This window comes from Mycoplasmopsis bovis PG45 (genome assembly GCF_000183385.1).
Classification (GTDB): Bacteria; Bacillota_I; Bacilli_A; order Mycoplasmatales; family Metamycoplasmataceae; genus Mycoplasmopsis; species Mycoplasmopsis bovis.
The window spans coordinates 24,380-39,674 of record NC_014760.1; the positions used below are offsets into that span (position 1 = coordinate 24,380).

Below are 15,295 nucleotides of genomic sequence, written 5' to 3' on the forward strand. Positions count from 1 at the left end.
ATTAGTTAACCTCCATAAGTTCTTTCGATAGCGAACTTTTATTTAATTTATCGTTTATTGTCATTAAGCTAAGCAACGAAAATTTTGCAAATGATGCTCCAACTTTTAGTATCTGCATCTTATTTATAAGTCCATAAATAAGGCCTGCGCAGAAAGCATCGCCAGCACCAGATGTCGATAATGCTTTTACAATGGTTGGCCTATAAAATTCTACTACTCCTTCATTATTAGCGTATATACATCCGTTTTCACCATCAGTTATAACAACAGACTTTATCCCTAGTTCAAGAACCTTTGATGCTAAAATAAATAAATCAGTTTCGGATGTATTTAATAAAGCCTGGAACTCTAACTTATTTCCTTTGAGAAGCGAAATATGCTTTAAAACAGGTTTAAACTTTAAAATTTTCTGACTAGAAACAGCTTCAGCAACAATGAATTTATCACTAAAATTCTTGCATAACTTAACAATAAGATATGAACTAAGATTGGCGTCAAGACATAAATATGTTGATTTATCCAATAATTTTTTATATGCAAACAGGTCATTATAGTCAATAGATTCAGTAATTTTAGTGTCGCTTGCAGCAACATTCATATCTGAGTTGTTATCTATAAGGGCAACATATTTAGCTGTTTTATAGTCATTTTTGGCTATAAGAATGCTATTTAATGAATCATTTTCTAATTGCTTTTTGATTCAATTTGCTTCCAAATCATTTCCTACTGCTGAAATTAATGTTGTATCAATACCGGATAGAGCCAAATTTTTTGCAATATTATATGCAACCCCGCCTAAAGAACTATAAATATTTGCAGGATTAGAATCTCTTAAAGAAATTTTGTTATTAACCTTTGCATATAGATCGTAATTTATTGAACCAACTACAACAACACTCATTAACCCTCCAATAATGTTTTAATTATGCATTAATTATAATGTACATATGCAACATATTATTGATAAGCAAAACATATTGCTTTTGGATTTTCATAAATGTCCCTGATATGCTTAAATTACTTATCTTTATTGTTTAAATTCAAAATTACTATAGAATTTAAATATGAAAAGTATAGTTAAACCTAAGATCATTTTTGTTGATTTAGATGGCACAACAATTGATTTGAAGATTAAAGGGCATAAAAGAATAAGTGCCGAAAATTTGGAATATATTAAAAAGGCTAGAGAAGCCGGAATTGAAGTTGTAGTTTCAACCGGAAGACCGCCTACTAAAGCAACAAATGTGTTTTTAGAACCTATGCAATGTTTAGATAATTTTATTGCTTGAAATGGCGCATACATTAAGCAAGATGGAAAAGTAATTTACTTTGATAAATTTGAAAAAGATGATGTTGCAAAAATTTATGATGAAATAGTAAAACATGGAATTAGCGTTATTTTTAATTCAGATACTAAAGATTTAGCATTTACTCATAACTGACTTATATCAATCGCATTGCGTTGAACAAGGGGAAAAGCTAAAAGATATCAATACTTTAAAAATGACACTGAAATTAACAAGATGGTGCTATGACATCCAAGTAAAAGCAAGCTACATTCTTTTGCAATGCTATTAAAAGAAAAATACAGAGGTATCTGTGAAATAGCGTTTACCGGAAATCGCAATGAAGTATTAGAGATTACACCAAAAGGATCAACAAAAGGTTTTGCTGAAGTAACTTATGCAAAAGCTCGTGGAGTTAGTCCTGAAGAATGTGTGCACATTGGCGATACTCTTAATGATGCGACATGTGCTAGTCATGTAGGACAACTAATAGCTATGAAAAATTCAACAGTGAGTTTAAAAATAATTGCCGATGTTATTTCCCCATTCACCAATAAAAAAGCGGGATTAGGAAAAACAATAGAACATTTTTTCTTAAGCAAGCAATAAAATTTAGTCTCTAAATTTTATAAAGGAGGCCAAATGAGAGCATTTTTTAAAATGCAACTCAAAATTTATTTCCGCTTAGCAAGTTCTTATGTATCACCCTTAGTTATAGGGGCTTTTTATATAATCTTGGTAGCAGCTGTCAGACTTTCTGTAGGAGCAGCTGATGTTCAAAGAATTTTAGACAGCAACCAATATATAGAGCTATCTGCAAACTTCTGTATGATAGCAGCTTTTATTATTTCATCATTTGTAACACAAACATTTTTTTATCGATACAAAAATGAGGGCATTGAATACCTTTTGTACTCAAAACCAATCAAGAGAAGGCAAATATTTTTTAGCAATGTTTTTGCAAGCATAATAGGTCTTGTTATTTCAATGGCACTAATGAGTGCAATGTTCTTTATTAGTCAGCTAATAATACCTTTTACATTTACAAAAGCATTACTTTCTACTCTGTCATTTTTTGCTGCGGGATTATTATGTGCAGCACTTGCCCTAGGTATAGCATCAATTGCGCAAAATTTTGTTGAGTCGAAAGTGTTTCAAGTTTTAGTTGCTGTGATGCCTATCTTAGGTATTATGACATTAGGTTTTGTTAAGTTTTCATCAAGCATTGATGTTGTTCAAACAACTTATCAAGCAGCTAATAGACCAATAATATTAATTCCTAATTCGCCTGATTTAAAAGGTGATTCTTCGAAAGCAGTAGAAAATTTGAACAGCAGAATTAGATCTCAAAAAGATTTGCTAATTGAAAATCAGACAACTGCAAATATGTTAGAAAATAAAGAAAAGTTAGCCTTTAATCCATTTTCTAAGAAATTTAATGTTCAAAAAAGAGAATCAATTGCTGACTCAGCAGATAAATCTAAAAATTCATTTTATTCACGTATATATTGATTGAATTTTAAAGAATACTTTTTTCCTGCTTTTACAGCATATGACAAAAATTTAAGAAACTGAAATGTATCACTAAGCTACAATTTATTAGACAAAAAAGACAATAAAATAATAAATAAAGAAACTGGAGAACTTAATAAAGAAGTAATTAAGTATTTGAAGGATAAGTACAACATTGATATTAATAACCAGATTTTAGTAAAAACTACTGATAATGATTTATATTCATTAGGATATAACATTAGTAATTTTAAAGATATTTTTGACTGAGACAGATTTGAAGACAAACCACTTTTTAGTGTTGGACTTAATGATATTCAAAACAGAAACTTTGAAGAGTTTGATGAGTTTACTAAAAAAGTGATTAACATAATTTTAGATAAAAACAAAAAAACTTTTATTAGAAATATTTTATTAAGTGAATCATTTTTAGACTTAAAAGCCTATTTAACAGGCACAGTTGATACAGTCAATGCTCTTGAAATTATTAATTTTTTAACTGGATTAACTAGATATGCATTGCTTAAAGATAAACATAATTTTGAATTAGTTAAAGTTAAAATCAAGGAAAGATCAACTACTGAGAAAAATGATCAGCTTAAAAAGTTATTTAGCCATATTGATAAAAAATCTGCAATACTATCTTACGTTCTTTTAGCAAATGCTAATTTTAAAGAATATACATCAGCTATCGATGATTACATTAAAGCTAGATTTGAAACAAAGAATCTAACTGCTATTCAAAAAACTAGATTAAATAGTTATATTGAAATTATGCGTAAGAGAGCCATAAACGCTTTTAGTCAACTATTTTGAACAGTTAATATATTTAACATTATCGGCGAGAAGCAAAATGATAAATTCTTAAATTCTCTTGAAACCAAAAATCTTGTTCCGTATTTATCACAAAGCACAGAAAATTTTGACAAGTTTAATAGAGAATACAAGCAAAGCATTATTAAGGTTGTTAAATTAAATGATAACTTAATTGAATTAAGTAGAAATAATTATATTGAAACATCGACTGCAATTGGAATGACACTCTTAGTGTCATTAACCTTTATAACATTAGGCTATTTACAATTTGAAAGAAAGAATTTTAAGTAATGAAAAAACAATGAAATTCAATAGCATCAATATACAAAAAATGGAAAGAAAATAGTCAAATGTTTGCTGAAGCAAAGCATAAGGAGTATAAGAATCCACATTCTGATGTAGCCCTTTCAATACAACATTTATCAATGATATTCAAAATTGCCCCACAGGTCTATAAAAAAGCTGTAGACGACTTAAGTTTTGAAGTAAAAAAAGGTCAATTCCATGGCTTTGTAGGTAATAATGGTTCGGGGAAAACAACAACAATTAGATCGATTTTAGGTTTCTATCCTGGTATATTTGGAAAGTTATTTATTAATGGGCTTGATTTCACTAATCCTGCCGCCAAGAAGAAAATAGGATATATCCCTGAAGTTAGTATTTTTCCAAAAAATTTATCAGCAACAGAATATCTTTATTCACTTGCATTAATGTCTGGCGTTGATAAAAACACTATAAAAGATAAAATAGAACATATAATGAATACATATGGTTTTCATGTGCCAGATATGACTAAAAGCCCTGCATTTATGTCATCAGGTCAAAAAAAGTCTATTATGCTAATTCAAGCATTAATTAATGACCCTGAAATTCTAATTTTAGATGAACCTGCTGCCAATTTAGATCCCAGTTCAAGAATTAAGTTATTTAATACACTAAAACAACTACATTTAGAGGGGAAGACAATTTTAATTTCTAGTCATATTTTGGATGAATTAGAAAAATATATTGATAGCTTCACATTACTTTCTGAAGGAAAATTAGTTTATTCTGGAGCAATTAAAGAGTTAGAAAATAGAACTAAATTTAATATTAAATTAGTAGTTGATAACTATGAATTAATTAGGCCTTACTTAGAAGCTAATGATATAAATTATTACTTTGATTCTGACGCAGTGTATTGTGAGATAAAAACTAAAGAGGAAAAGCTGAATTTAATTCAAGAAATACTCAAGCTAAAATTAGACTTAATTTCAATTTCCGAAAACTATCAACCAGTAATAAGTAGATTTTTTGAGTCAACTAAAAACTAGTTGTCAAAACAATTCCAAATGGGAAAAACAAAGCATTTTTCCCATTTTTTTCAACTTTTTCACAAACTTATTAATGAGTGCTTATTGATATTGTGAAAGGAGATAAATGAATACTACTCTTTACATAAATAATTCAACGGCTGAAATTCCCACTAAGGAAAAAATTAACATCATTAAAACTTTGCGACTTATTGATAAAGAAATGGACAAGGCAAAACTAGTCAGAGAAAAATTTAATAATTTGCTAGGACACAAAGATCATTCTACAGAGAACTACAGATCTAGGTTTGTGGAGACATTGGATTATATGAATAAAGAAAATGCAGAATTTATTAAAAAATACTTTATAAATCAAGATGAATACAGTGCAAAAAACAATATGTCAAAGTCAGCTTATTATAGACTAAGAAAAGAAGCAATAGAGGAGTTTGTTTACTATTATATTACCAGGTAGCATAATAAGTGATTTGAACAATAACACTGTAAATCAGAGCAATGTGGCAATAATCGATAATAGAGAATTTGTTACTAAGGCAACAGGCATTCATTACGTAGACTGGTCAGACGATTATAAAGCGTTTCGGTTTTTTGAAGGTTCGTTAAAAGCCCATAAAAATATGGTAAAAAGAGGCGCAATAGAAATAAGAAGAATTTTTAATAGTGACAAGTTTGTTCTTAGATATTGGAGAGTTTCCCCTACTTCCATTGATGGTGATGAAGATCTAAGTTTTACATTAGCTATTAACAATAAAGTTGTAGAGCAAACATCAGACAATAGACAAAATGTAAAATATACTAACAAAGAGTTAGAGAAAAATTTAGGACGCTATGATTCTCTAATGGATACAAATTACTTCGTAACTAGAACTGGAGACGGTTGTGCAATGCTTCAAGTTATGACCCTAACATCTGACTATTTAGGATTATCATTTGAGGATTTGGAAAATATTGTAGTAACTTTTCCAATGGATTCATGACGAACAGCGCACGGTCATAATTATGATTTTTGAGAAGTTAAGTTTGACAAATTACAAAATAAAAATAAAACCATCAATGCAGTAAATAATCATGCGGTAATAAAAATTCCTGAGTACTATAGATTTAGCTTTGATGAATTTGGAAGAACCAATGAAGAGGTTAAATATTTTAATGTAGATGTAAACATCAATCCATTTTCACAAGATTCTAAGTCTATTAAACTTGCTGAGATAAAATCAGAAAGCTCGAAACATAAGGAAGAAGGATTCTTTATAAAGGAATGAAAAGGCAATCCAGAATTTAAAGAGAAAGCTCCAAATCAAGACAGCTTTGATGGTGTTAAAAAGATATGAGAAGCAAACAGACACTTTTTAAAAAATCAATCTTTAAATGATTTAAGAATAGATTCTATTTTCAATTCTGCTTTGGATATTAATAATTTTTCTGTTGACACTGTCACCACGTCATCGGTATATAACAAAGGAACTGATATAAAGCAGGTTAACATCAATGATTATTATGAATTTGACTATAAAAAAGGACAATTAGTCAATTCAGTGTCCGGCACAAATAAAGGTCTATTTATTCCATTCAATTTTAAAGGTAATTTCAATACAAGTTATAGATTCATATGAAAAACTAAAGATAAAGGAAAAAACTCAATACATACTGTGCAAATTAATAATAGTCAGAAAGTAACTAGACCAATGCTAGATCCATACTCTGGATTAGTCAAACTGAAAGTCAGTGATGAAGTAGCTGATAGTCAGAGAACATATTCATTTAGATTTTTAAGCAGTCAAATAAAAGAAATTATTGAGCTGAAAGAAAATCCGTCAACAGAAATGTTTGAAAGGTTTAGAAATGAGTAAAAAAGCCAAACTAATTTTGTTTCCAATATTAGGAACTGTTGGTGTTGCTGCAACTGTGACGCCATTCGCGGTGCTTTCTATAAAAAAATCTAATAACAATAAAATAACGCCTGCCGAAAACAGCAAAATCGTGAATTATTCGGTGACTTTCCCAAGTTTGTCACCTACAAATTACTACAAATTTATTAAGTTTGATGATAACAATATACCTTATTTAGAAAATAATGTTGTTTCAGCGATTGTTAAGGATGTGCTATCTAAGTTATCTGACTATGAAAAAGATATTGACTTTGACTATAAATTTGTTAATCCACAAATGTTAGAAGTTTATTTTAAATTGAATTTCAATCAAAATCCAGAATTTAAAACATATAAATTGGAGATATCAAAAGACAAAAATTATTCCAAGTTAATTGTTCACTAAATATAGTAGGTTAAAAATAAGATGAGTTAGATATTGCTAAAATACCTATAAAACAGAGATAAAAAAAGAGACTAATGTCTCTCTTTTGTCATAGATTCAATTTTATACTGCTCAATTTCAGTTGCAGTAGCTAACACAAAGTGCTTATTGCCAACATTATGTCATGTAGGTTGGTAATCTTCTGTATAGTTATGAATTTTATGATCATAAATATTGCCCATAAGCGAACCCTTTTCCTTTTCTATGGAAGGAACCGCATCTAATAAACTCTTGGTGTACGGGTGGTAAGGATTATTTATTATCTCATCAGTTGGGCCAATTTCTAATAATGTTCCTCTGTTAATTACAGCAATCCTGTCCGAGATATATTCAACCATTCTTAAATCATGAGCAATGAATAAAATAGTTAAATGATATTTTTCTTTTAATTCGTTAAAAATATTAATAACTTGTGCCTGTATTGAAACGTCTAGGGCAGAAATAGGCTCGTCAGCTATTAGTAGTTTAGGTCTTAAGACAACAGCCCTACAAATTCCTAAACGTTGTTGTTGACCACCCGAAAATTCCAGCGGGAATCTACCTAGAACAGTATCATCAAGTCCAACCTGTTTTAAAATGTCAATAACCAATTGCTTCTTGCATTGCTTTTCAGAAAGCTTAGACATCTTGTCTCTTTCTTCTTTTTCAGCAATTATTTTCTTGTAGATTTCATCATAAACTTGAGGGTTAGAAGACGCTCTTTGCTCCAAGATTTTTACAAATTCATTAAATACAAAATTGTATGAAGATTCGATTGTTTCGCCTTCTAACTGATATTTTTTAAGTGGATTTTCATATATAACATTGTCTGGATCTTTTAACTTAATGAGGCTATTTATAGCCATAAAAGTAGCCTCATCAAAATCAGTTAGATATATTAACTTAGAGTTTTTCGTATTAGATAAACCTTCTCCAACAACATATTCAACATTCTTAAAAGGGTTTAAAGAGTTGGTGGGGTCTTGGAAAATCATCTGAACTTTATTAACCATAAAGTCGATTGTTTCCTTATATTTTTTGCTAAATTTCCAGCCTTTGTCAATGTTCTTGGGTACAACTCGATCTAGTATTTTAATTTGACCAAATTCATAAGGAGTTAGTCCAATGATTGCTCTTCCCGTTGTAGATTTACCAGAACCAGATTCACCTACTAAACCAAGAACTTCACCATCATAAATATTTAAGTTTAAATCTTTGATAGCAGTAAATGATTTTACACCTGAGCCATAAACAATATCTAAATTTCTAATTTGAACTATTGCATTTCTTTCTGGATAGGCATTAAGCATTTCACTAGTTCCTTCAACAACTTCACGATAAAGCGACTTGCCAAAGGCTCTTTTTTCAACATAGTATTGTTTACTCATTTGCCCCTCCACTTACATTATCATTGTACTTATCAAAGAAGTTAGATAATTTAGATTTTTTAGTTATTTTATAGTCATCTTGGTCTAATTCTGTTTGTTTTGATTCAGATGAATTTATCTTATTTTCATCATCACGTTTTGGTTTATCATCGTTTATATTTGCATTGTTTGATGAGCTTCTTTGTTCCAGAATTTGCTTTCTTTCATTGTTTAGTTCAGAAGCCACTTTGTTATGCTCATCAGCTTTATTTTTGTAATAATTGTAAATTACTTCATCTACAAAATAACTATCTCCATAAATTGATTTTAATGTTGAATGATATTTAGCTCAAAGATTTTTTATAACTCTTGGTGGTTCATAGTCTGGAGCTTTTTCATTCAATAAGTTACTCTTGACAAAATGAGTAGGAGAAATTTGATACATTGGTGGTTCATCTATAAAGTCTACATTCAAAGCATAATCATTACGTACTGCAAAAGCATCACCATCAATGTTATTTAAATTTGAAGGCACAGCACCTCTTATCACTTGAAGTCTTTCGCCTTTATTATAATCAGGCATAGAAGTAATCAAACCTCATGTATAAGGGTGTTGAGCATTGTAAAGAATTTCTTCTTTAGTTCCTGATTCTACTATCTGTCCTGCATACATAATGTTTATAAAGTCAGAAATAGAAGCTACAACACCAAGGTCGTGAGTAATAAATGCTATCGCAATGTTGAATGTTTCTTGCAATTCTCTTATGATATCTAATACAAGAGCTTGAACAGTTGGGTCTAAAGCTGTAGTAGGTTCATCCATAACCAAAATTTTAGGTTTTAGAGAAACAATAGAAGCAATAGCAACTCTCTGAATCATACCTCCAGAAAGTTCATGAGGATATTTTTTCATAATATCTTCAGGATTGTTTATCTTAGTTAGTTTTAAGTATTTCAAAGACTCTTGATAAGCTTCTTTTTTGCTTTTTACTAATTTATTAACTAGCATACCTTCCATTATTTGGTTACCAACTTTCATAGTTGGATCCAAAATTGACATAGGGTTTTGGAAAACAGCAGAAATTATTCTTCCTCTAAGCTTTGACTTCTCTCAATTATAAGTTGTAAAGTTTTGAACTTCCAATCCATATAATCTGATTTTGCCACCTTCAATTATCGCATTTGAGCCTGTTAATCCATAAAGCAGGGAAGTAATTACAGACTTACCTGAACCAGATTCACCAATTAAGGCGTGAATTTTACCTTCATATATTTTTAAACTAGGCCCTCTAAGAACTAAGTTTTTTTCCTTGGGGTTAGCTGGGTTTTTGAATGTAAGATATATATTTTCAATTTCAGCAGCAACATTAGTTGGTTCGCCAAAAACATCTTCAACCTTTGTTCCTGTAAATAAGTCGATTTCAGTTTTGTCTTTTTTAAATATTTTTTTGATCTGCTTGCCTAAATTCTTTCAGTAATCAACAAAAGATCTTCAAAAACCTTTGTCTTTTTCAGCTTTAATTTCCATCATATCTAAAGGTGCTGGATAGTTTTCATATATTATTGGATTTGCAAACTTTTTATTGTAACCTTGTAGATTTTTATGCTTAATTTGCTTTTCTTCTTGATTCATATTCATCCTATCTTTGTCTTAACAAGCTATCTTGTACTGCACCTGACATTAATTGAATTGAAGCAGTTACTAAAATAAGCATAAATGATGGAACTAAAACATAACGTGGGAAAACTGTAAAGTTCTTAGAACCTTCGCTAATTAGATTACCTAAAGTAGCTACATTTGGAATAGATAAGCCTATGAAAGCTAATGATGTTTCTGAGAGAATAATTCCTGGAATATGGAACACTATTTCTGTAATTAATAATGGAATTAAAATTGGCAAGTAGTTCATCAACACTTTATATGTCGGTGTGCCTAAAATTTTGGATGCACTAACTCATTCAAATGATTTAGCACGTAACACTTGGGAACGCATTTGGTTAGCAATTCCAGCTCATGAAGTGAATGACAAGGCAAAGATCATAACTCAGAAAGTCGGTTTAATAATAATAGTTATTGTTATAAGAATAATTATCGATGGAACGTTAGAAATAATTTTGATAATAAAGGTCATTATTTTGTCAAAAATTCTAAAGTGACCCATCATAATTCCGATAATTAGGCCAACTATCACCTGGATAAATGTGGCTATAAATGATAAAGCAAGTGAGTACCTAAGCCCATATCATAATCTAGCTCATAAATCTCTACCAACTGAATCTGTACCTAAAATGTGACCGTCAGTAAAAAAGGTTTCATATTTATTTTCAACAGCTAATTGTAATGGGTCGTATTTAGTAACTAATGGAATTATTAGTGCTAGTAATATAAGAATAACAAGAGTTACAAAACCAAATACACCAGCAAATGAGCGACTGAAGCGATAGAAGAACTCAACAAAAGAGTTTTGCTGCTTATGCATTTTGCTAGTTTCATTAAATTCAAATAAATTACCAACAATTTGTCACTCTTTGTAAGCAAGCGGTCTTAAAAACTTATTTGGTGCCAACTCTGCACCAAGAGCATTATTTGGGCTTTCTTCTCTTCTCTTTCTCTTTCTATTTCAATTTTTCAATCATTCAGATAGCTTAACCATATTAACCCCTTCTTCTTACCCTTGGGTCAATTATTTTATAAAGTGCATCACGACATGTATATGAAAGAATTGTAAGTAAGGAGAATAGAGTTACCATAAATAAGATTATGTTAAAGTCTTTTGAAGTTATGGCATTAAGAAGTAGTCCACCAGAACCAGTTATAAAGAATATTTGTTCAATGAAAACACTACCAATAAAGCTTCCAAATATTACAACTGGGAAAAATGTTGCAATTGGGAATAAAGCAGGTTTAAGCGCATGTGTTCAAACAAAACGGCGTTTTGTTATACCTTTTAAATAACAGAACTTACAGTGTTGCGAGTTAAGCTCTCTGTTAAGCTCAGTTCTTATATATTTTATATACACAATAATTGAACCAAGTGAGAGAGCTAGTCCAGGAAGCACATAAGTTGAAATATCTTTTTCATTAAAAATATATGGAAGATTTAGTTTTCTGCCTATCAATAAGAGCCATAGGGCAAAAACTAATGATGGAATAGATGAGAAAATTGACACAACTAAAGTGGCAATATGGTCAGGAAGCTTATCAGGGTTCATACCCACATAAACTCCTAAAGGTATTCCCATAACTAAAGTTAGCATAACTGAGAAAATACCAATTAGAAAACTTTTATAAAAACGAACCCATACAAAATCATTAATTTTTTCACCAGGAAAAACCGATAAAGAAATTCCAAAATCTAGATGAATTATATTTTTTAAATATATGCCATATCTAATAATAAGTGGCTGGTTAAGCCCATATTTTTCTTCTACAGCACGTTTAGCTGCCTCATCAAGGCCAGCAGTTAGACCTGTTCCACCTGGAACTGAATTTATTAAGAAGAAGGTTATAGTAATAACAATGAAAGCAATAACAAAGAACTCTAGAATAACAGCAAACGCTTTAAGCATACTTGCTATTCAAGGAGATTTAATGTTAAATAATTTTTGATGCCATTTCAGTTTTCGCTTAAAACGGTTGTCAAAATCAACCAATTGCTTTTGTTCAACTAATTTTCCCGATATTTCTGAAATACTATCGGTAAAATAGGAATTTTGATTTTTTTGTTTCTGATTTTCCATAAATTCTCCTATAGCTCCTCTTCTCTTATATCAGTTGGCAGATTCTTCTTAGGTGGAAAGGCTGTGTCATAAGCAAATTGCAACGAGTAAGTAAATAAGTTTTCAGTGCCGCCAACTCTAGAAATTTCTCAATATGTGTCAACTTCCATTAAAGGTACAACCGGTGCTGCTTCACGCACTATTTTTTCTAAGCCAGCTATTATGGCAAAAGCGCTTTGTTCAGTTCATCCTTGTTTAATCTCTTCATCAGTGAACTGATTTGTAAAGAATGATGTTACCCTGTCATTAAATTGACTTAAGGATTCATGTTGAATTTTTCCTTGCTCATCCTTATAGGTTTCTTTTCTTAAAGAAAGCTCAACAATTTTGTTTCAAACTTTTTCAGCTGAGTTAGCTAAACCAAGACGGAATTTAATTTTTTCAACTTCCTTTTTGCGTTCATCCGAAATAGTTACTTTTCCGTTTTCATCTAATTTATAGCCTAATTCTTTAAAGTATTTTTCATATGTTCATGAACCTGAAGGGTTGTTTCTAAATCCAGTTTGCTTAGCATTTTCACTGTCAATTCCATCAGTTCTAAAGAACACTTTTACATAGCTATATGCATCAGAACCAAAGGCATCAAAGTTTCTGTACAATAAGTCAAATTCACCTTTTGTTCTAAAGTCTTCATAAACATTCTCTGGTAAGCTTTTTATTTCAATTTCTAAGAAGCCACCAAATGCTTTAGTCATAAAGTCTTGCAGTGCAATACCAGCGTTTTGATGCTCATCAGTCGAATTTGAAATGTATTTAAGTGTTATTTTCTTTAAGCCTGGATGCTTTTTCTTAAATGCATCCATATATTGGTTTGCTATTTTTAATTGAAAAGCCTTATCTGTTCTATCAACATGTTCAAATTTATAAGATTTAGACAAGTGGTTTAAGTGGCTGTAGTTTTGAACAGGGATAGGTGTTGTAAATTCAGTGTCATATTTAGTATATGTTTCTAAGTGGTCAAAACCTACCTCGATGGCATCACCAAATGATGACGAACCTTGACCAAATGCCGTTCAGGTAATAACTGGGTATGATGAGTTTCAGCCTACGATGTTAAGCATTTCATCCCTATTTATAGCATAATAAATAGCATTTCTTAAGTCCTCATCATACAAATATTTTGAATCAGAATTATTAGGAAGTTTTCTAAATCTCTCATCATCAAGGTTAAACGCTAAAGCAATTGTTCCAAAACCTGATGACTTCTTCATATACTTTCTATATTCTTTATCAGTTCAGTATGCTAATTGTTGGATAGCCGGAATTCTTGTAGCTGCTATATATTTATCATCATATAAAGCGGCATTTATATTTGGATCAGAGCTAAAGAATATTTTGATTCTTTCGCTAGATGTTTTGTCTGACGAGTAATATTTTGGGTTTTTAGACAGCAATAAATAACCTTGAGGCCCTAATACAACTTCACTGAGTAAGAAGGCTCCAGCAGTTAAAAACTTATCATGCCTTAGGCCAAATTCATTAATTCCCCCGTTAGTTTCAACAAACTTACGGTTAATAGGAAACAAGTTTGATTGCATATCTTGCACAACATTTGATAGTGATGAAGGTTCACTAGCTGAGTACTCTATTCTTAGTGAGTATTCATCTAAAGCAAGTTCACGATGTCATCTGTAGTTCTTTGGTTTAAATGAATCAACAAAATCATTAACTAATGTATTTTCCTTATAAAGCTTATTTACAGCTTGATTGTACGAATCAACATTACTATCACTATAAGAAGCAGAAAGCTTAGCTTTTAGTGCTCTTGACTTTTTCATTAATTCTTGAAACAAGTTAGAGAACTTTTGTCTAGGGTCACTAAAAAGATATTTTTTGATCTTAACAGCCTTACGTTGCGGGATTTGTTTTAACTCTTCTTCGCTATGTTTACCTTGTAAGTAATCATAATTAGGAAGCATTATTATTGTTTCATCTTTGGTTGGATCAAAATCAGGCGAGTAAGGAATGCTAGAAAGAATTTCTCTATTTGAATAATTTCAGTAAAGTCTTCCTGAATATAGGCCTAATTTTTTTACTGCATCTTTTAGTTTATTCAGAATTTTGTGTTCTTTAGTTTTGATTTCATTAATTTCATTTTGACTTAAGTTTTTACCTTTAAATTTACCATCTTTAAGAATTTGCTCTAACTGAGATGGATAAAGTTCTTTGTATGATGGATCAAAAACATCGTACATTACTTTGTTATCTATTTTCTTAAACAAAGGATATTGGAAAGGGTTTTGATAGGTTATACCAAATTCCTTTATGTACTCTTGCTGAATGTCAACAACAGCTTGAGCATAGGCAAATTTTCTTTGCAAAATAGTTGTAAGTCTTTGACTACCAGTTGATAAATCTAAAATATAGTGAATAGCATCAATATAGTCATCAGCTACCACTTCATCGCCATTGCTTCAGCGACTTTTTCCTTCATTAAGCAGAATATTCATTGACTGAATTGCATTTCCACCAGACTGTAGGATGCTAACTGGCTGATATTCGTCTCTATCTGAGCTAAGTGAACCAGTTGTTGAGCCTAACTGATCTAGAGGATAGAATCTTGAGCTAGGCGTAGCAGCAGGAGTAACCTTTTCAAAGTATTTATCAATTTGAGTTTTGCCTTGTTTAATTTCTTCAGGAGTTAGTCTTTGCTCATTGTTATAGGCACCAATAGGCAATTCTGGCAGACTTAAAATTCTTTTAAGTGCTTCATCAGGGGCAGACTTTATAGGAGCTTCAACTAATGATGGCAACACTTTATAAACAGATGAGAATTTAATGTAGTTAAGGGAGTTAATAGGTTCAGAAACTAATCCAAGGTCATAATTTCTTTCAATTTTGCCACATTTAGCAGCCACTAAAGGTATTAAGGCAGAATTGAATGCAATCGCCCCTAATAAAATTTTTTTAATTCTTTTCATCATATCTC

12 protein-coding genes are annotated in these 15,295 nt (G+C 30.7%); 6 read left to right on the forward strand and 6 right to left on the reverse strand.

The features are described from left to right. Position 1: 1 nt before the first annotated feature. Positions 2-901 carry a carbohydrate kinase family protein gene (locus MBOVPG45_RS00130; RefSeq protein ID WP_013456608.1) on the reverse strand — a complete coding sequence of 300 codons (900 nt, stop codon included), beginning with the start codon at positions 899-901 and terminating at the stop codon, positions 2-4. Between the two features lie 163 nt (positions 902-1,064). Between MBOVPG45_RS00130 and MBOVPG45_RS00135 the strand changes: the two genes are divergently transcribed. The 6 genes from MBOVPG45_RS00135 to MBOVPG45_RS00160 all read left to right on the forward strand — a co-directional run bounded on the left by MBOVPG45_RS00135 (position 1,065) and on the right by MBOVPG45_RS00160 (position 7,201). Continuing rightward, a complete protein-coding gene (locus MBOVPG45_RS00135; protein WP_013456023.1) occupies positions 1,065-1,895 on the forward strand; it encodes an HAD-IIB family hydrolase in 831 nt (276 codons plus the stop codon). A gap of 33 nt (positions 1,896-1,928) precedes the next feature. Continuing rightward, positions 1,929-3,905 carry an ABC transporter permease gene (locus tag MBOVPG45_RS00140; protein ID WP_013455915.1) on the forward strand — a complete coding sequence of 659 codons (1,977 nt, stop codon included), beginning with the start codon at positions 1,929-1,931 and terminating at the stop codon, positions 3,903-3,905. Further along, a complete protein-coding gene (locus tag MBOVPG45_RS00145) occupies positions 3,905-4,927 on the forward strand; it encodes an ABC transporter ATP-binding protein (protein WP_013954500.1) in 1,023 nt (340 codons plus the stop codon). The genes MBOVPG45_RS00140 and MBOVPG45_RS00145 overlap by 1 nt, the downstream gene beginning before the upstream one ends. Before the next feature lie 106 nt (positions 4,928-5,033). Next, positions 5,034-5,381 carry an MG284/MPN403 family protein gene (locus tag MBOVPG45_RS00150; protein WP_013456151.1) on the forward strand — a complete coding sequence of 116 codons (348 nt, stop codon included), beginning with the start codon at positions 5,034-5,036 and terminating at the stop codon, positions 5,379-5,381. Then, a complete protein-coding gene (locus tag MBOVPG45_RS00155) occupies positions 5,356-6,777 on the forward strand; it encodes an MHO_1580 family protein (RefSeq protein ID WP_013456415.1) in 1,422 nt (473 codons plus the stop codon). Before MBOVPG45_RS00150 ends, MBOVPG45_RS00155 begins: the two co-directional genes overlap by 26 nt. Beyond that, positions 6,770-7,201: an MHO_1590 family protein gene (locus MBOVPG45_RS00160; protein WP_013456307.1), complete on the forward strand. Its 432-nt coding sequence runs from the start codon at positions 6,770-6,772 to the stop codon at positions 7,199-7,201. Before MBOVPG45_RS00155 ends, MBOVPG45_RS00160 begins: the two co-directional genes overlap by 8 nt. A gap of 71 nt (positions 7,202-7,272) precedes the next feature. On the opposite strand, the gene MBOVPG45_RS00165 is transcribed toward MBOVPG45_RS00160, so the two are convergent. Genes MBOVPG45_RS00165 through MBOVPG45_RS00185 form a run of 5 tightly spaced genes read right to left on the reverse strand, consistent with a single transcriptional unit; the run spans position 7,273 to position 15,287 of the window. Beyond that, complete coding sequence (locus tag MBOVPG45_RS00165; RefSeq protein ID WP_013456564.1) at positions 7,273-8,607, reverse strand: ABC transporter ATP-binding protein; 1,335 nt, start codon at positions 8,605-8,607, stop codon at positions 7,273-7,275. Further along, on the reverse strand, positions 8,600-10,219 hold the full coding sequence (locus tag MBOVPG45_RS00170; protein ID WP_013456445.1) for an ABC transporter ATP-binding protein: 1,620 nt from the start codon (positions 10,217-10,219) through the stop codon (positions 8,600-8,602). Before MBOVPG45_RS00170 ends, MBOVPG45_RS00165 begins: the two co-directional genes overlap by 8 nt. 7 nt (positions 10,220-10,226) lie before the next feature. Further along, positions 10,227-11,240, reverse strand: a complete 1,014-nt coding sequence (locus MBOVPG45_RS00175; protein WP_013456184.1) for an ABC transporter permease — start codon at positions 11,238-11,240, stop codon at positions 10,227-10,229. 1 nt (position 11,241) lies between these two features. Next, complete coding sequence (locus MBOVPG45_RS00180; RefSeq protein ID WP_013455918.1) at positions 11,242-12,327, reverse strand: ABC transporter permease; 1,086 nt, start codon at positions 12,325-12,327, stop codon at positions 11,242-11,244. Positions 12,328-12,335: 8 nt separating this feature from the next. Then, complete coding sequence (locus MBOVPG45_RS00185) at positions 12,336-15,287, reverse strand: ABC transporter substrate-binding protein (RefSeq protein WP_013456064.1); 2,952 nt, start codon at positions 15,285-15,287, stop codon at positions 12,336-12,338. Positions 15,288-15,295: the final 8 nt, after the last annotated feature.